Annotated in this window: 19 protein-coding genes and 1 tRNA gene; 14 read left to right on the top strand and 6 right to left on the bottom strand. The window is 46.8% G+C overall.

Translation table 11 applies throughout. The features are described 5' to 3' along the window. Positions 1–352: 352 nt before the first annotated feature. Positions 353–1,102, bottom strand: coding sequence for a tRNA pseudouridine(55) synthase TruB (gene truB, locus P2W83_RS08620; RefSeq protein ID WP_276133313.1), 750 nt, complete (start codon positions 1,100–1,102; stop codon positions 353–355). Between the two features lie 104 nt (positions 1,103–1,206). Between truB and P2W83_RS08625 the strand changes: the two genes are divergently transcribed. Both P2W83_RS08625 and P2W83_RS08630 read left to right on the top strand, forming a co-directional pair. Continuing rightward, complete coding sequence (locus P2W83_RS08625; protein WP_276133314.1) at positions 1,207–2,304, top strand: bifunctional 3-deoxy-7-phosphoheptulonate synthase/chorismate mutase type II; 1,098 nt, start codon at positions 1,207–1,209, stop codon at positions 2,302–2,304. Positions 2,305–2,329: 25 nt separating this feature from the next. Further along, entirely contained in the window at positions 2,330–3,124 is a 795-nt protein-coding gene (locus P2W83_RS08630; protein ID WP_276133315.1) for a class I SAM-dependent methyltransferase, read from the top strand. Here the strand turns inward: P2W83_RS08630 and P2W83_RS08635 are convergent. After that, positions 3,106–3,852, bottom strand: coding sequence for a shikimate dehydrogenase family protein (locus P2W83_RS08635; RefSeq protein ID WP_276133316.1), 747 nt, complete (start codon positions 3,850–3,852; stop codon positions 3,106–3,108). The two genes, P2W83_RS08630 and P2W83_RS08635, sit on opposite strands and share 19 nt — an antisense overlap. A 53-nt stretch (positions 3,853–3,905) precedes the next feature. Next, positions 3,906–4,700, bottom strand: coding sequence for a phosphosulfolactate synthase (locus P2W83_RS08640; protein WP_276133317.1), 795 nt, complete (start codon positions 4,698–4,700; stop codon positions 3,906–3,908). A 100-nt stretch (positions 4,701–4,800) separates the two neighbouring features. On the opposite strand from P2W83_RS08640, the gene P2W83_RS08645 reads away from it, so the two are divergent. After that, entirely contained in the window at positions 4,801–5,094 is a 294-nt protein-coding gene (locus P2W83_RS08645) for a hypothetical protein (protein WP_276133318.1), read from the top strand. Next, positions 5,094–6,188: a lipid-A-disaccharide synthase gene (lpxB, locus tag P2W83_RS08650; RefSeq protein ID WP_276133319.1), complete on the top strand. Its 1,095-nt coding sequence runs from the start codon at positions 5,094–5,096 to the stop codon at positions 6,186–6,188. Before P2W83_RS08645 ends, lpxB begins: the two co-directional genes overlap by 1 nt. On the opposite strand, the gene P2W83_RS08655 is transcribed toward lpxB, so the two are convergent. Further along, positions 6,177–6,335, bottom strand: a complete 159-nt coding sequence (locus tag P2W83_RS08655) for a DUF6728 family protein (RefSeq protein ID WP_276133320.1) — start codon at positions 6,333–6,335, stop codon at positions 6,177–6,179. The two genes, lpxB and P2W83_RS08655, sit on opposite strands and share 12 nt — an antisense overlap. A gap of 76 nt (positions 6,336–6,411) precedes the next feature. On the opposite strand from P2W83_RS08655, the gene P2W83_RS08660 reads away from it, so the two are divergent. The 4 genes from P2W83_RS08660 (at position 6,412) to P2W83_RS08675 (ending at position 8,741) form a co-directional block, all read left to right on the top strand. Further along, positions 6,412–6,485, top strand: a tRNA-Ala gene (locus tag P2W83_RS08660). 132 nt (positions 6,486–6,617) lie between these two features. Further along, positions 6,618–7,346: a MarC family protein gene (locus tag P2W83_RS08665; RefSeq protein WP_276133321.1), complete on the top strand. Its 729-nt coding sequence runs from the start codon at positions 6,618–6,620 to the stop codon at positions 7,344–7,346. 55 nt (positions 7,347–7,401) lie between these two features. Continuing rightward, a complete protein-coding gene (locus P2W83_RS08670; RefSeq protein WP_276133322.1) occupies positions 7,402–7,953 on the top strand; it encodes a serine O-acetyltransferase in 552 nt (183 codons plus the stop codon). Positions 7,954–8,036: 83 nt separating this feature from the next. Beyond that, positions 8,037–8,741 carry an FkbM family methyltransferase gene (locus tag P2W83_RS08675; protein WP_276133323.1) on the top strand — a complete coding sequence of 235 codons (705 nt, stop codon included), beginning with the start codon at positions 8,037–8,039 and terminating at the stop codon, positions 8,739–8,741. 2 nt (positions 8,742–8,743) lie between these two features. Here P2W83_RS08675 and P2W83_RS08680 read toward each other — a convergent pair whose 3' ends face one another. Together P2W83_RS08680 and P2W83_RS08685 are read right to left on the bottom strand one after the other, a co-directional pair. After that, positions 8,744–9,409, bottom strand: a complete 666-nt coding sequence (locus P2W83_RS08680; RefSeq protein WP_276133324.1) for a PspC domain-containing protein — start codon at positions 9,407–9,409, stop codon at positions 8,744–8,746. Positions 9,410–9,419: 10 nt separating this feature from the next. Next, complete coding sequence (locus P2W83_RS08685) at positions 9,420–9,752, bottom strand: PadR family transcriptional regulator (RefSeq protein WP_276133325.1); 333 nt, start codon at positions 9,750–9,752, stop codon at positions 9,420–9,422. A 144-nt stretch (positions 9,753–9,896) separates the two neighbouring features. Here P2W83_RS08685 and P2W83_RS08690 point away from each other — a divergent pair, with 144 nt between their 5' ends. From P2W83_RS08690 to P2W83_RS08715, 6 genes are all read left to right on the top strand, one after another. Continuing rightward, positions 9,897–11,303, top strand: coding sequence for an FAD-binding oxidoreductase (locus tag P2W83_RS08690; protein ID WP_276133326.1), 1,407 nt, complete (start codon positions 9,897–9,899; stop codon positions 11,301–11,303). Between the two features lie 95 nt (positions 11,304–11,398). Then, the gene (locus P2W83_RS08695) at positions 11,399–12,043 is read left to right on the top strand and encodes a hypothetical protein (RefSeq protein WP_276133327.1); all 645 of its coding nucleotides are present in this window, start codon (positions 11,399–11,401) and stop codon (positions 12,041–12,043) included. A 69-nt stretch (positions 12,044–12,112) separates the two neighbouring features. Next, positions 12,113–13,582, top strand: a complete 1,470-nt coding sequence (locus P2W83_RS08700; RefSeq protein WP_276133328.1) for a sodium:solute symporter — start codon at positions 12,113–12,115, stop codon at positions 13,580–13,582. Between the two features lie 2 nt (positions 13,583–13,584). Then, positions 13,585–14,283 carry an LOG family protein gene (locus tag P2W83_RS08705; RefSeq protein ID WP_276133329.1) on the top strand — a complete coding sequence of 233 codons (699 nt, stop codon included), beginning with the start codon at positions 13,585–13,587 and terminating at the stop codon, positions 14,281–14,283. A 2-nt stretch (positions 14,284–14,285) separates the two neighbouring features. After that, positions 14,286–14,939, top strand: a complete 654-nt coding sequence (locus P2W83_RS08710; RefSeq protein ID WP_276133330.1) for an O-methyltransferase — start codon at positions 14,286–14,288, stop codon at positions 14,937–14,939. A gap of 15 nt (positions 14,940–14,954) precedes the next feature. Beyond that, on the top strand, positions 14,955–16,796 hold the full coding sequence (locus P2W83_RS08715) for a glucosaminidase domain-containing protein (RefSeq protein WP_276133331.1): 1,842 nt from the start codon (positions 14,955–14,957) through the stop codon (positions 16,794–16,796). Position 16,797: the final 1 nt, after the last annotated feature.

Consider the following 16,797-nt stretch of genomic DNA (forward strand, 5'->3'; position numbering starts at 1 on the left):
TAGCAAATTACGAAAAACAACGAACAAATGCGATAAGGCAGGAAGTAGAGGGAAATGGACGTCCACGAACAGGGCAAATTAAGATGTTGTATTGTGGATATTTTTTAGTAAATTTGTTATTGTAAAAGCCTAAAGTTTTCTGCTTGGCTGTGAATTTTTTTAAAAAGCGCTAACAATGCTAACAAATGTTAACAGTCGTAAAGGACACAGGTTGACTTACCATGTGTTATGATTGTGCGGTCTTTTGAATATGTGTGAGGAAATGTCCAAAGTTGTTAGCAGTGTAAACAACGACCAGGTTGTTGCCCCCTTTAAAAGACCCCAATTCGGCAACAACCGGCAACAAAATTGATTACGGGCGCTTGTCGAAGTTCTTCCTTGGCTGGTTTTTCTGTTTGGGAGGTTTGGGGGGCAGAACGCCATCCGGGTACCATAGTTCTCTCCATTTCTCGGGCTCCATGGCGTTGACTACATCAAACTCGCCGATCTTGGTACGCCTCAGTTCCTGGAGGTATCCGCCGCATCCAAGGGCTTGTCCCAGGTCGTGCGCCAGCGAACGGATATAGGTGCCAGTGCTGCAGGCCACCCTAAAGTGTACCTCCGGCAGATTGACAGCGGTGATCTCGAACTCGGCAATGTGAATGCTGCGAGGCTGCAGTACGATCTCCTTACCGGCGCGTGCAAGCTCATAAGCCCTCTTGCCGTCTTGCTTGATGGCGGAGTGTATCGGCGGAGTTTGCAGGATGTCGCCGGTAAATGGAACAGTAGCTGCATTGATCTGCTCTTCCGTGATATGGTCGAATGGCTTTTCATCCTGCGGCTCGCTTTCCATGTCGTAGGTTGGAGTAATAGCACCGAGGCGAATGATGCCGGTATATTCTTTAGGCAGCTTTTGGTAGTCGGTGATCCTCTTAGTGAACTTGCCGGTGCAGCAGATCAGCAGACCGGTAGCCAATGGGTCGAGCGTGCCGCAATGCCCGATCTTCACGTGCAGCATTTTGCGCAGCCTGTTGATAGCATCAAAAGAGGTCCAGCGGTAGGGTTTGTCAACAAGTATTACGCCGCCTTCTTTCAGTTCGGCAGGCATCGGCAGTTGGCTCATGGCCGCAAAGGTAGCTTGATTGGCGGAATTGAGAGTTGGGAAGCAAGTGATTAGTGAAAGGCTTAATGTGACTGGGTTTTGCAGTACTCAAATACCCATTCGCAATGCCTAACTTTGCAATCATGTCATTCTTCAAGACGGCAGGCAAGCCGTTCATTATAGCAGGGCCGTGCAGCGCTGAGTCGAGAGAGCAGGTGATGGAGACCGCAGCAGCATTGAAAGACCTGCCTGTTCAGTTATTCAGGGGAGGGGTATGGAAACCTAGAACACGTCCGGGAAGCTTTGAAGGCAACGGGGTGGACGCACTGGACTGGCTGAAAGAAGCAAAGCAAGCTTACGGAACAAAGATAACCATAGAGGTAGCTGAGCCGCATCACGTGGAGCTGGCCTTACAATACGGTGTAGATGCAGTATGGCTAGGTGCCCGTACAACGGTAAATCCTTTCCAGGTGCAGCGCATAGCCGATGCACTTAAAGGGAATATCCTGCCGGTGCTCGTAAAGAACCCGGTCAATCCTGATGTTGATCTTTGGGAGGGCGCAATTGAGCGGATACATCGCGCAGGTATAGTAGACGTAGCAGCTATCCACCGTGGATTCTCTATTTATGACGCAGGTGCGGTGTATAGGAATTCGCCCAACTGGCCGGTGCCCATAGAGCTTAAACGCCGCAGGCCGGAGCTCAGCATCATCTGCGACCCAAGCCATATTACCGGCAGGCGGAATATGGTGGCAGAGCTGGCACAAAAAGCAATGGATCTTGGCTTTGACGGGCTAATGATAGAGACGCATCCCGATCCTGAAAAGGCATGGAGCGATGCTGCCCAGCAAATAACACCCGCCGCTTTGACGGAGTTGCTGCAACACCTTGTCATCAGGCATGAGTTCACCGCCGACATGGGAAAAAGCACCGAGCTGGAGTACCTGCGCCAACTGATGGACAGTATAGATGCTGAAGTGATCGACTTGCTCGCACGCCGCATGGAGCTGAGCGAGCGCATAGGTGCAGTGAAGAAGGATAGCAATATAACCGCCTATCAACCGGAGCGCTGGCGCGATATAGTAGCCAGTCGCGGTGAGCATGGTGAAAGGCAAATGCTGTCTAAAGAGTTCATCGTTGCGCTGTACCAGATGATCCACGACGAAAGCATCCGCAGGCAATTGGAGATACTGCGCAATGCAACTAAACCAGTAAAAGATTAATTTAACGGCTTAAAGTTTTATAAGAGTGGCCCTGAAACAACACAAAGACGCAGGCGTCAGGTACGACCAGCAAGTGGAGAATTCACGAAATTATGTTCTGCCCTTTATTGCCAACACCAAACCTTTGCAACCCGGTACCCGTGTATTGGAAATAGGAGCAGGTGAAGGCGGTGTGCTCGTACCGTTTGCTGAAAAAGGCTGTTATTGTGTTGGAGTTGACCTGGACAAAGTACGCATTGATATTGCCAATGACTATTTAGGAAAAGAAGTTGCCGAAGGCAAAATGACATTTCTGTGCAAGAATGTGTATGATGCTGACTTCCTGGAGAAGTACCGGAATTACTTCGATGTGATCGTTCTGAAGGATACCATTGAACATATCCCCGACCAGGAGAAGTTTATTCCTTACCTGAAGAATCTGATAAAGCCTGATGGACAAGTGTTCTTCGGATTTCCCCCATGGTATATGCCGTTCGGAGGGCACCAGCAGCTTTGCCAGCATAAGTTCCCGAGCATGTTGCCGTATTACCACTTGCTGCCACGCGGAATTTATAAGGCCGCGCTTAAAATGATGGGCGAGAGTGACGGTACTATCGAAATGCTGTTAGAGATCTACGACACGCGTATATCGATCGAACGGTTTGAAAAGATCATCGGCGAAAGCGGTTTCAAAGTGAAGAACAAAACTCACTTCCTGATCAATCCCATTTATAAATACAAGTTTGGCCTGCAGCCACGCAAACAATGGGGGCCGGTTACACATATCCCGTTCTTGAGAGACTTTGTAACGACCTGTGTGTATTACACGGTGGGATTGTAATGACCTGTCCATATTTGCCAAGAGGCTTCGGCCTGCAGGTGTAGCATTTCCATGCCATTTTTTACAGTAGCACCATTAGCTTTGCCTAAGGAAAGGAACCGTGTTTCGGCAGGGTTATATATCAGATCATACAACAGGTGCTCGGCGCCTATTGCATCATAAGGTATTGGCGGGAAAGAATAAATATCCGGGTACATGCCCAGTGGGGTGGTGTTGATGATGAGCGTATGTGCAGATATTAATTCAGGCGTAAGATCATCGTAAGATACTACCTCCGGCTGGCCGCTTCTTGACACTTTTCTATAGTCAATGCCAAGCTTATTCAGCACATAAGCTACAGCCTTGGCGGCGCCTCCTGTGCCCAGTACTAATGCGCGCCGATGATGCGGTTGCAGCAATGGCAAAAGGCTTTGTTCAAAGCCAATGATATCAGTATTGTACCCTTTGGTGTTACCATCTGTTATGTGAATGCAATTGACAGCGCCAACTGCTTTAGCAGCAGCATCGGTCTCGTCAAGGTATTGCAATACAGCTTCCTTATAGGGTATGGTAACGTTGAGTCCGCGCAGTTCGGTTTGCTGTTGTAGTAACTCAGGCAGTTCAGTGATCTGTTCCAGCGGAAAGCTTTTGTATACGGCGTCAATGCCTTCGTCGGCAAACTTCTTAGTAAAGTATCCCGGCGAAAACGTGTGCCCAAGCGGATAACCTATGATACCGTAACAGTCCATAGCTTAAGATAAATAAAAAGCCGGGATAACCCGGCTCTTATGTATTGCAATGATTAGATGAGATTGGTAGAGGCAGGAGTTTTGTTCTCCTTGTTGAGGTAAAGGAAGAACGTATCTCCGCGCAGGCCTATTCTCATAGCTTCCAGTGGCAGCATTTCATTTGGTGCCAGGTTGCCGAGGTTTACATTAGCACCCAGCAGCTCCAGGAAGTATACTTGCTGTGCCTTTTGAGGGGCTTCCCAGATGATCTTCTCAGCAGGTATCTGCGTGAGGATCTCCTGTACCAGGCCTTCACGAACCTCGCCAGTGCCGCGGTAGATGCCGACGTTACCGGCTTCACGTGCTTCAGCGATCACGTAAGTAGAACCGGCTTCCAGTTCTGCACGCATCAGCTCGATCCACTTATACGGAGGCATAATGTGGGTCGCATCTTTAGAACCTACTTCAGATAATACAGTTACTTCTTTAGCCAGTTTTTCGATATAGCCACATTTTTCGATGTGTGGTATGTCGATCGAACCATCAGAAACCTCTACATAGTCCAGGCCGTATTCTCTGATCACGTCTACGTAGTCATCAAACTGGTTGCGGACCAGGAAAGCCTCGAACAGCGTACCGCCGAAATAAACAGGTATATCGTAAGAACGATAGATGTCTATCTTTTCGCGCAGGTTGTTGGTCACGAAAGCTGTACCGAAGCCCAGCTTTACGATGTCTACATAAGGAGCTGCAACTGAAAGGAAGTTCCTAACCTCGTCGTGGCCCATACCTTTGTCCATAACCATTGTAAGGCCATGAGCACGAGGCTTTTGTGTACGTATTGGAAGATTATTGAGTAAAAAGTTCATGTATGAAAGATTTTTCAAGCCAGCACAAAGGTAAGGCATTCAGTCTACTATGCGTAAAAATGCAGTTTTCGCTTGTATCTTAGCACCTAATATACTGTCTATGAAGCGTAATGTGCCAATTTTCGGTCTTGCTATAGGTATTCTGTTCCCGATGATCGGCGTAATCGTCATGTATTTCGTTAAGTTCAAAGGTGTGCCTTTTGCCGAATACATCGTGTCTCTTTTTAGCAATGGCAAACTGGGATCTATGGTACTCAGCCTCAGTGCCCTGCTTAATATCATACCGTTCCTGTATTATACCAATAAGCGCCTCGATATGACGGCGCGTGGTATTATGGTAGCTACCTTGCTGTATTTTGTGCTTTTCGTATTGATCAAGTTCGTCTGGAACTAATGAAATACTACATCATAGCTGGTGAAGCCAGCGGTGATCTGCATGGCGGCAACCTCATTAAAGAGTTGCGTGCTAAAGATGCCGCGGCCGAGATACGTTGCTGGGGCGGTGACCGCATGCAGCAGGCGGGTGCAACATTGGTAAAGCATTATCGCGACTTGGCTTTTATGGGATTCGTGGAGGTGATCAAACACCTCGGTACTATCCTGGATAACCTTAAGTTTTGCAAGCAGGATATACTCAGTTTCAAGCCCGATGTACTTATTCTGATCGACTACCCGGGATTCAATATGCGGATAGCGGAGTGGGCCAAAAAAGAGGGAATCAGGATTGTCTACTACATATCTCCGCAGGTCTGGGCCTGGAAAGAGAGCAGGGTGAAAAAGATTAAGCGTGATGTAGACCAGATGCTGGTCATCCTTCCGTTCGAAAAAGATTTCTACGATAAATGGGATTATAAGGTTACATATGTAGGCCACCCGTTGATACAGGTGATCGACGAGGAGAAGCGCCTTCCAGCTCAGTCGTTGTCAGATAAGCCCGTTATAGCACTGTTGCCAGGCAGCAGGAAGCAGGAGATACAGCTGAAGTTGCCGGAAATGCTGAAGATGGTCAAACACTTCCCCGACCATCAGTTTGTGATAGCTCAAGCTCCTTCGCAGCCTGCAGAACTATACAAGGAAATGATTGGCCATAAACCTGTACTATTGGCTGAGGGACAGACCTACAATATACTGAAACAGGCTAAGGCTGCATTGGTGACAAGTGGTACCGCCACATTGGAAACTGCGTTGTTCGGTGTGCCGCAGGTAGTTTGCTACAAAGGCAACCAGGTATCGTATTGGCTGGCCAAACAACTCATCAAGGTCAAATACATTTCGCTGGTCAACCTCATCATGGATAAGCCAGTGATACCAGAACTTATACAGGCCGATCTGAATGAAGAAAACCTAAAAGAGGCTCTGACAAGGGCTCTGTATGATGAGAAATGTCTCGCCCATATAAAAGCAGATTATGCCAACCTCTGGCACAAACTCGGCGCCAGCAATGCTTCAGAAAAGGCAGCTGCTGAGATCATAGCCTCAATGGCGTAACATACGCACGATCATCACAATGATCGCAATCAGGAACATAAAAAGCGAGATGCGGTTCATGCCATGCATAGCCTTTATGCTCATGTTTTTCGGGTCTTTTGGGTCGCGTTTGCGAATGTACAAGTACGTCAGTATCTGGTTCCACATGGTAAAAAGTGCTTTCCATAAAGTTACCTAGAAATTTGGAGAAATCTGGGCTTTTCTGCTATCTTTGCTGCCCCATGGGGAATTAGCTCAGCTGGCTAGAGCGCTTGCATGGCATGCAAGAGGTCATCGGTTCGACTCCGTTATTCTCCACAGCTTTAAGTCGCCCTCGGGCGGCTTTTTTCTTTCCTGGCATTCTGTAGCAATCTCAGCGTTTCAAGTTATTGGATTGATTTTTTAGCGGCTTTATTGGCTATCGTCTGTCCGTGTTCTAAAACGGCCATCATGAAACATCAACATATCTTTTGGGCTTTCGGTATTTTTTGTTTGCTGGTACCAATTGCCGGGTTTGCGCAGGCGGCTACAGCAATTGCAGCGGGTGAACCGGTCAGCTTTTCGCTTGATATGGTTTTTACCTTTCTCTTTCTGACGTTAGGCCCGCTTAAGATCATTCAGCCCTTCTGGTTACTAACAAAAGACCGCAATGCGGCTTTCCGGCGGAAATTGGCTTTGAGTTCATCGGTCATAGCCTTGATTGCTGCTATCCTCGCTGCCACTATTGGTGCCAAAATATTGATGAAGTGGCACATACTGCCGGCCGCCGCGGCACTTACTGCAGGGATCCTGTTATTTCTCATCGCACTGAAAACCGTCATGCAGCAATATGGCTCAGCTAAATCTGAAGCTCCAGAAAAGTCCGATACACAAGCGCCATCAGTAGCTCAGCTGGCATTTAGTCCGCTAGCCTTCCCGACCATCGTTACACCCTATGGCGCTGCCCTGCTCATAGTGATGGTGACAGTAAGCAATGGGCAAATGGTTGAAATATTAAGTATCACCGCGATCATTTTTGGTCTCAACTTCCTCACGATGCTTGTTGCACGGCGGATCATGAAATGGTCGCCCGCCGTTGCATTATTGGGTATTCTGGGATCAGTGATGGGCGTGTTGCAGGTTGCATTGGGCGTGCAGACTATTCTTAAGTCGCTATATATATTGGGGCTCAAGGTGTAGTAAAAACCAGTTCTACCAAGGCTTTTTCCTATCTTAGAGCTCATCGGTAATCGTGATGGGTACACAGCTCAGGTATTTTTTCCAGGATGTTCGCAGCTTGCTGGGCAGGCATAAACGCCGGATAATTATTGTCTGGTTTACGCCTGCGTTCGCAGGCATATGGTGGTATCGGCTGGAGCGTAGCCTGTACCTGTTGTTTGGAAAAGCTTACAGTGTGATCCGAATACCGCTTCTTCCCATTAATGCACTCATTTTAGCGTACTCTCGGCTCGACATTAACTATAAAGCCGACATTGGCCCCGGCCTTGCCGTTAAGCATCCGTCTTTAGGCGTTGTGATATCCGGATATGTGATTGCAGGGCAGAACTTATCGTTGGTAGGCGGCAACGCTATAGGCGTCGCAAAGAGATGTAAGCAAGGTGAGTTCATTATAGGCGATAATTGTACACTCAGCGCTAACGCTGTGATATTAGGTCCCCTTACACTGGCTGATAACGTGCTGGTTGGGGCAAGCAGCTGCGTGGTGAAAAGCTGTCTGACTGATGGTGCTGTACTTGCAGGAGTGCCTGCCAAACCTATTGTTAGAGAAACCGAGCTCGCAGACTGAAGTATTCACCATATCTTACACGCTGCACGATAGCCATGCTTCAAAACTTTCATTATTTAAATAAACTTCGCCGGTACTTGGGCATGAAAGATGCACTGGGAGCTTTTGCCGCGTTACGTCTGAAAAAGAATGGGGTTATTAATCTTGGCTTTCTGAAATATCCGTTCCGTATCAGGGTGAATAACATAGCTGACAGTGCTACATTCAATGAAGTGTTATTGCGCAAGGAATACACAATACAACTTGATTTTGTTCCTAAAACCATAATAGATGGCGGAGCTAATATCGGGCTCACGTCTATATTCTTCGCCAATAAATATCCTGACGCCAGTATTGTTGCAATTGAACCTGACAGTAACAACTTCAATTTGTTAAGGGAAAATACGTCGCACTATCCGCAGATAAAGCTCCGGCGCTCTGCAGTGTGGAGTCATAATGCGCATTTGAAAGTGTATGATCCGGGTCGTGGTGACAACTCATTCAGGGTAGAAGAAACTAGCCAGAATGATCCCGCGGCGTTTACTGCAGTAGGCATTGCCGACATCATGCGCGAACAGAACTGGCCCGTTATTGATATTCTGAAGCTGGATGTTGAAGGCGCGGAGAAAGAACTGTTTACTTCCGGATACGGTGCATGGCTGCCGAGAACACGTGTGCTGATTGTTGAGACACACGACCGTTACATCAAAGGAACGTCCAAGGCTGTATTTGCGGCTGTGAGTAAATACAACTTCTCCTGCAGGCTGCAGGGTTATAATCTTGTGCTATACAATGAAGATCTAAATTGATCTTACTTCTTTTTACTGAAGAAGTCTTTAAGCTCCCTGCTCATTTGTTCGCCTTTTATCTTCAGGTCCTGCAGCTCGCTACCCATATTGCGTTTGATGGTGTGGAAATCCATTGGACTTCCGCCCGACATGTATTTCAAGTCTTCCGGCGTGGTGGCCACTGGTATAATGATCCACGCCAGAATATAGGCCAACAAACCAATACCTGCTGTCAGGAACATGATGGCAAATACCAGGCGAACGATCACGGGGTCGATATCGAAATAGTTAGCGATACCACTACACACACCACCCAGCATTTTGTCGTTGGGGTTGCGGTATAGCCGGCGGCTCGAGTACTGGTTCTGTTCCTGTGCTACATAAGGTGCTGGGAAATGACTAACCGGGTTACCCGCTGCATCCATTCCTCCATTTAACGCGCTGGCCGGGCCAAGTGTTTCGATCACCTTTACTACATCCGATTTATCAACTGAGTATGCACCTGACTGTAGCCTTGCTGAAAACAACTCGGCTATTCTGCCTTCGATGTCTTGTATGATCTCCTCTTTTCCTACTTCGCCGTTGAAATGACGCTCCAATGAGCTGATGTAATCTTTCAGAAGCAGGAAGCCATCTTCTTCTATAGAGATCAATCTTCCAGCGATCGTTATCTGTATGATACGTTGCATAATATGGTTTTTATAATGAAGTGGTTAAATGATTAACAGCATTGCTCAACTCGTCCCAAGTTGTTCGAAGTTGTGCATAGAACTTCAACCCTATTTTTGTAAGCGCATAATATTTGCGCGGCGGCCCGCTCGGCGATTCTTCCCAACGATAGCTCAGCATCCCAGCATTTTTAAGGCGCGTAAGCAGCGGGTACAGTGTCCCTTCCAACACCACCAGCTTCGCTTCCTTCAGCTGCTCCAATATATCACTTGGATAGGCTTCTTTCTCTTTGTGAATTATGCCTAAGATGCACAGCTCCAGCAGCCCTTTCCGCATTTGCGATTCTGTATTGTCTATCGTCATTATGGCCGTTTTACAGAGCAAATGTAAGCGGTTTTATAATACTATGTATTGCATAGTACCTTTTTATGGAAAATATTTTGTTAAGGAAAGTACCGGGTAATGGTTGAAAGATGCGCTGTTGACTGAAATAGATACCTTTGTATCATGGATTTCAGAAAGATATCTGAGCAGGACATTGCTTATTTCCGTTCTGTAGGCGGCATCAAGAATATTTTTACTGACAATGAGAATTTGACCGTTGCCGCATCAGACCAAACGGAAGACCTGCATTATTTGCCCGAGGTAGTATTGCAGCCGGAAACCGTGGAGGCCGTAAGCGCCATCATGCGTTACTGCAATGAGCACCGCCTGCCTGTAACCCCGCGGGGTGCAGGAACTGGCCTGAGTGGAGGTGCTTTGCCAGTATTTGGTGGCGTGGTGCTCGATATGAAGCGGTTCAATAAAATACTGAACGTTGACAAACGCAATCTACAGGTTGTTGTAGAACCCGGCGTGATAACACAGGAATTGCAGGACCATGTGAAAGCTGAGGGACTGATGTATCCTCCCGATCCCGCGAGTAAAGGTTCGTGCTTTATAGGTGGTAATGTCTCTGAAAATTCTGGCGGCCCACGAGCTGTGAAATATGGTGTGGTGAAAGACTATGTGCTCAACCTTGAAGTAGTGATGCCCAATGGCGATGTGATGTGGACCGGCGCTAATGTTTTGAAAAATGCAACCGGTTACAATCTTACACAGCTCATCGTGGGTAGCGAAGGTACACTGGCCGTCATCACTAAAATCGTTTTGAAACTGATTCCGGCTGTAAAGCATGACTTGCTGATGCTTGTTCCCTTTCGGTCTGCCATCGACGCGTGCGCTGCAGTGAATGCTATTTTCATGGCTGGATATCTGCCGTCGGCGTTGGAGTTTATGGAAAGAGATGCGATAGAGTGGTCTATGAAATACGTTGAATCGGCAGGTATTTCGCTGCCCGAGGATATACAGGCACACCTGTTGATAGAAGTAGATGGCAATAATCTCGATCAGCTGTATAAAGAAATGGAAGCGATAGCAGAAGTAGTGCAGCAATTCGACATCGATGAAATATTATTTGCCGACAGCCATGAGCAAAAGCAAATGTTATGGACCTTGAGGCGTAAAGTAGGCGAAGCTGTAAAGGCCAATTCCATCTACAAGGAAGAAGATACCGTTGTGCCACGCGCAGAATTACCCGAACTGCTACGCGTCATCAAAGAGATCGGCAAGGAGTATGGATTCCATTCTGTGTGTTACGGACATGCCGGCGATGGCAATCTGCACGTCAACATAGTAAAGGGAGACATGAGCGATGATGACTGGAATAACAAGTTGACTGAAGGTATCCGGAAACTATTTAAAGAAGTGGTGCGAATGGGAGGCACGATTTCCGGTGAACACGGAATTGGCCTGGTGCAGAAGAACTATATGGATATTGCCTTCAATGCCGCGCAAATGCAACTGATGAAAGAGATCAAAAAAGTGTTCGATCCTAATGGCATTTTGAACCCCGGAAAGATATTTGCAGCCTGATTTTAAGAGAACTTTTACAGTTTTATAAAACCTTTGGCAGAAAGGACTCAAAACATGCATAGATTAATGCATAACTTCGCATGAGATTGTTTTTTATGAAGAAATTACTGTTGATCGTATTTTTTATACCGCTGGCGTTAAGTGCAATGGCGCAGGATACCGTGTACAGCAGTAGCGGAAAACCGATCAGCCAATACAGGCTGAAGGAACAGGAGAGAGAACAGGCGCGTGGTTTCGACAAGAATAAACTGATCTTCGGTGGTGGATTTACGTTTGGGGCGTCTGGTGGACTGCTGGTAGCAGGTTTATCCCCTGTCGTAGGATACAGAATAACTGATAATTTTTCTGCGGGAATAGGACTGAGTTACACATACTATCAGCAGAAACTTGCTTATTCCAACAGGTCTGGCGGAACAAGCATTTACAAGTTTAAAACCTCTTTCTATACCGGAAGTCTTTGGGCGCGATATCTCATCTGGCAAAACGTATTTGTTCACGCAGAACCGCAAATATCAAGCTGGCAGCGGGTTACCCGCGATCCATACCTGGATCCTAACGGTCAGGTGCAGGTTGAAAGAGAGCAAGTGCTTGGGCCAGCTCTTTACCTGGGTGGAGGGATCAGGCAGCCACTTAGCGAGCGCATGTCGTTTGTTGGAATGGCCTTGTATGACGTGCTCGGCAATAAAAATAACCCTTATAACAGATTCGATATCCGCTTCGGCGTGAATGTCGGCTTTTAATACGGTTTTCCTAACATATGTTGAGAGCTTTTTCCAGGGAAAGCTCTCAATTTATTTATATTCACATTTATGGGATCAGCAGTTTTGCTCTACATAGTACTGGCTTATTTTGCTTTGCTGTTAAGCATTGCCTTTTATACCTCTCGCAATTCCAACAATGAATCCTTTTTCATCGGTAACCGCAATAGTAAATGGTGGGTAGTTGCCTTTGGTATGATCGGTACCTCACTGTCTGGAATGACGTTTATTTCCGTACCCGGTACTGTTGGCAAATCAGGCTTTGATTATTTCCAGGTGGTGATAGGGTATTGGATCGGATACTTTGCCGTCGCATTTATCTTGTTGCCCATTTATTATAATCTGCGGTTAACTTCTATCTATTCCTACCTGGATAAACGTTTGGGAATAATCGCTTACAAAACGGGAGCTCTATTTTTTATCCTGTCGCGCACATTGGGTGCCACACTCCGCCTTTACCTTGTGATAAAGGTCCTGGAGCTCTTCGTCCTGGAGGACATGGGTATTCCGTTCGAAATAACATCGGTTCTTATACTCGCATTGATATTGCTCTACACCTACCGTGGCGGCGTGAAGACAATTGTTTGGACAGACACGCTGCAAACTACTTTCATGTTATTAGGGCTGATAGTGTGCGTGGTCTACATTATGAACTCTCTGCACCTGGACCTCAGCGGAACCTGGGCGGCTATGCAGGAGAAGGGATATTCAAAAATGATTCATACAGACCCGCTGGCGCCCAACTTTTTCCTGAAACAAATACTCGGTGGCGCTTTTATCACTATTGCTATGACCGGTCTTGACCAGGAAATGATGCAGAAGAATATCAGCGTGAGCAACCTGAAAGACTCCCAGAAAAACATGATCACCTTCTGCTTTACACTGCTGGTGGTGAATTTTATTTTCCTTTTGCTGGGCGGATTGTTGTACTTGTATGCAGATGCTAACGGAATTACTGCTACCGGAGATGATCTATTTCCGACGATTGCTGTAAAAAGTGGGTTGCCCTTCTTTATCACAGTGTGTTTCTTGATAGGACTCGTTTCGGCGCTGTTCCCAAGTGCAGATGGTGCGTTAACAGCCTTGACGTCTTCGTTCTGCATCGACATTCTGGGTATGAAAAGAAGGACAGACTGGGATGAAAAACAAAAAGCACGTGTACGCCTCATCGTACACAATGTGATGGCTATAATTTTCCTGGGGTGTGTATTCTTCTTCAGAGAGGTGGATAATGGATCTTTGATCCAGACCCTGCTGGTGGTAGCGGGATATACGTATGGCCCGCTATTGGCGCTGTTTGTTTTCGGGATATTCACCAAGCGAAAATTGATAGACGGCGCTATACCAGTGGTATGCCTGCTGGCGCCTATAGTATGTTATGTATTAAAGCAGCACGATAAACAATGGCTAAACGGTTATGCCATCGGCACAGAACTGCTAATAATAAACGCTTCATTGACCTTTTTGCTACTATTTTTGTGCTCAAAGAAGGGAAATGCAGTAGAATTGACCGCTGATTAATTATGAAAGAAAAATTAACCAAGATAAAACTCCGCGACTGGACAGAGACAAGAGCTCACTCCAGCTGGCAGGTGTTCAAGATAATGGCGGAGTTTGTACAAGGCTTTGAGACGCTAGCCAAGATCGGACCGTGTATCTCTATTTTCGGCTCTGCCAGAACTAAGCCTGGTACAAAATATTATGAGCTGACCGTTGACGTGGCCAGGCGTTTGGCAGACGAAGGTTTTGGTGTGATCACAGGAGGCGGCCCCGGTATTATGGAGGCCGGTAACAAAGGTGCGAACCTTGCCGGCGGCCGATCCGTGGGACTAAATATCGAATTGCCATTTGAGCAACATAACAACCCATATATTGACGCAGATAAAACTATCAATTTTGACTACTTCTTTGTTCGCAAAGTAATGTTCGCCAAATACTCGCAGGGCTTTATCATGATGCCCGGCGGATGGGGAACGATGGATGAATTCTTTGAAGTAGCCACATTGATACAGACACGTAAGTTCACCCAAACGCCAATGATCTGTATGGGATCGAGCTATTGGAATGGCCTGTTCGACTGGATGCGTGAAACAATGCTGGAGGTAGAGGGTAACATTAGCCCGGGCGATCTGGATATGATTAAGATATTTGATACGGCCGATGAAGTAGTAGCTTATTTGCACGAGTTCTATTCACACAACAAGCTGCAGCCTAATTTCTAATTATGACGCAATTGTTTTTGCCGGTTGCTATTAATGACTACGCCGAGGCTTATACCACCCCGGAAACAGCTGCTTTGGCCTCTTTGAATCGTGAAACAAATGTGAAAGTTGAACTGCCGGTAATGCTTTCAGGGCATTTGCAGGGCGGCCTGTTACAAATGTTTAGCCATATGATCAAGCCAAGGCGTGTATTGGAGATCGGAACATATACCGGTTATTCGGCTATATGCCTGGCGCAGGGGCTGACCGACGATGGTATTTTGCACACCATTGACATCAATGAGGAACTGGAAGAGATGTGTTTTCGTTATTTTTGCAAAGTAGGATTAGAGCAAAAAATAGTTCAGCATATAGGCAAAGCGGCGCAGATCATACCGGAGCTGGAAGGACAATTTGACCTGGTTTTTATTGATGCTGATAAGCAGAATTATAGCCTGTATTACGACCTGGTTTTTGATCGCGTACCTGTGGGAGGATATATTTTAGCGGATAACGTGTTGTATGATGGAGAGGTGATAAACCCCGCCAACGAGCAAAGTAAGAATGCGCGCGCCATTCATGCCTTTAACGAAAAGGTGAAGAACGATAAGAGGATTGAACATGTACTCTTGCCTGTGCGGGATGGAATAATGATCGTTAGAAAAACAACTGACTAACCTAATAATTTATATATGCTGAAGATCCGGATCGTGAGCATCGCATCGATGCTGCTTCTAAGTACAGGGATATACGCACAAGGAGATTATGCCACACGTGCGAAAGTTTACGTAGAGCAATTTAGAGATCTTGCGATCGCTGAACAAAAGCGCAGCGGTGTACCAGCAGCCATCACACTGGCACAAGGTATTCACGAAACAAGCGCTGGTAGCAGCGAACTGGCTACGAACGCCAATAACCACTTCGGCATTAAATGTAAGAAGAGCTGGCAGGGCGAGAAATATACATACACTGACGATGCCCCCAATGAGTGTTTCAGAAAATATGGTTCTCCGATAGAATCATATAAAGATCACTCAGATTATCTCGCCAGTCAGCCACGCTACGCTTCGCTCTTTAAGCTCTCTCCTACAGATTATTTTTCATGGGCTGTTGGCTTAAAACAGGCAGGCTATGCAACCAATCCACGTTATGCCCAGGTGCTCATAAAGTTGATCGAAGACTTTAAACTGCAGGAATATACCTACGCAGCGCTTGATAACCGGCTGCAAGAAAAAGTTGTAGCTGAAGTAGTACCTACAGAAGATGCCGTGCCGCAGCGAGAAGCGAAACCCGTTCATAACAAAGAGGACGTATGGGCAAAACAATCTGGCAATATTAAGATAGCAGAATTAGCCCCGGAGCCTACAGCAGTAGTTGTGGAACAACCCGAGAGCTTTCCGCCGTACGGTCAGTTGGTGAAGGTGAATGGGCTGAGAGCTGTTTATGCTAAGAAGGGCGATATGCCGCTTGAATACGCGATCACTCACAACATACGTTATGAACGCATACTCGAAATAAATGAGATCCCTGACAAACCTCTGCAAGGCGACATGTATCTCTATCTGGAACGTAAGCGTTTCAAAGGTCTTAAGCCGGCGCACACCGTAAAGGCCGGAGAGACACTCGCAAAGATCGCGCAGTATGAAGGTATACAGCAAAAATACCTGCGTACGTTCAATCATTTGCTCGATGGCGAAGAACCTGCTGAGGGTGAAGCGTTGCATTTGCAGGATTATGCTATTGCTAAACCGAAGCTGAGAGGTGCTGTAGTAGCAAAGGCTGTTGTTCCCCAAACGCCAGCTAAAGTTGAGGAGGTGGTAGAACGGACGCCAGAATCGCCGGAAGTGGTTGCTGAAGTAGACAATGCAATTCCAACAACACATTCAAAAGTTGAGCGCGTTGCACAGCCTCAACCTGAACCGCAATATGTGGCTACCGGAAACACGCCAACAGGTAAACCTGATGTTCAGTATGCGGCAGTTAAGGAAGCCGTTGTTGTCGAGCAACCCAAAGAAATGGGTCCTGTTCCAACCCAGGAAGTTGCGAAGCCAAGTGAACCAGTTGTGGCTGCAGAACCTGCTGGAGCTATGCCTCCTGCACCGGGCGATGCACCTGACGAAGACAGAGAAGAAGAGCCTGCTACAGTTAATCCTCCAATAAATATTGCAAACGAAAAAGCCGTAGAGGAGGAGATCGCCCAAACAAAAACGAAAAAGCAGCAACAGGAAGAAGAGCCACAAGATGAGTTGGCAGCGCTCAAAGCGAAGTTTGACAAAGTAGTTTATGCACCTAAATCAACACCAGCAGCTGAACCACAAACTGAGTCTAAAGTTGAAGAGCCAACATCATCATCTCCAGTGAAGGAAGATGCTCAGCCTATAGCAAATGGGGCACGATTTTACGTAGTGAAGAAAGGCGATACCGCTTTTGGAATAGCCAAGCGAAATAATATTACCGTAAAAGAGCTGATGGATTGGAACACCCTGAGCTTCGAAGGCATCAAGGTTGGCCAGAAGCTGCGTGTAAAACCATAAC

This window comes from Polluticoccus soli, from assembly GCF_029269745.1.
Lineage (GTDB): Bacteria > Bacteroidota > Bacteroidia > Chitinophagales > Chitinophagaceae > Polluticoccus > Polluticoccus soli.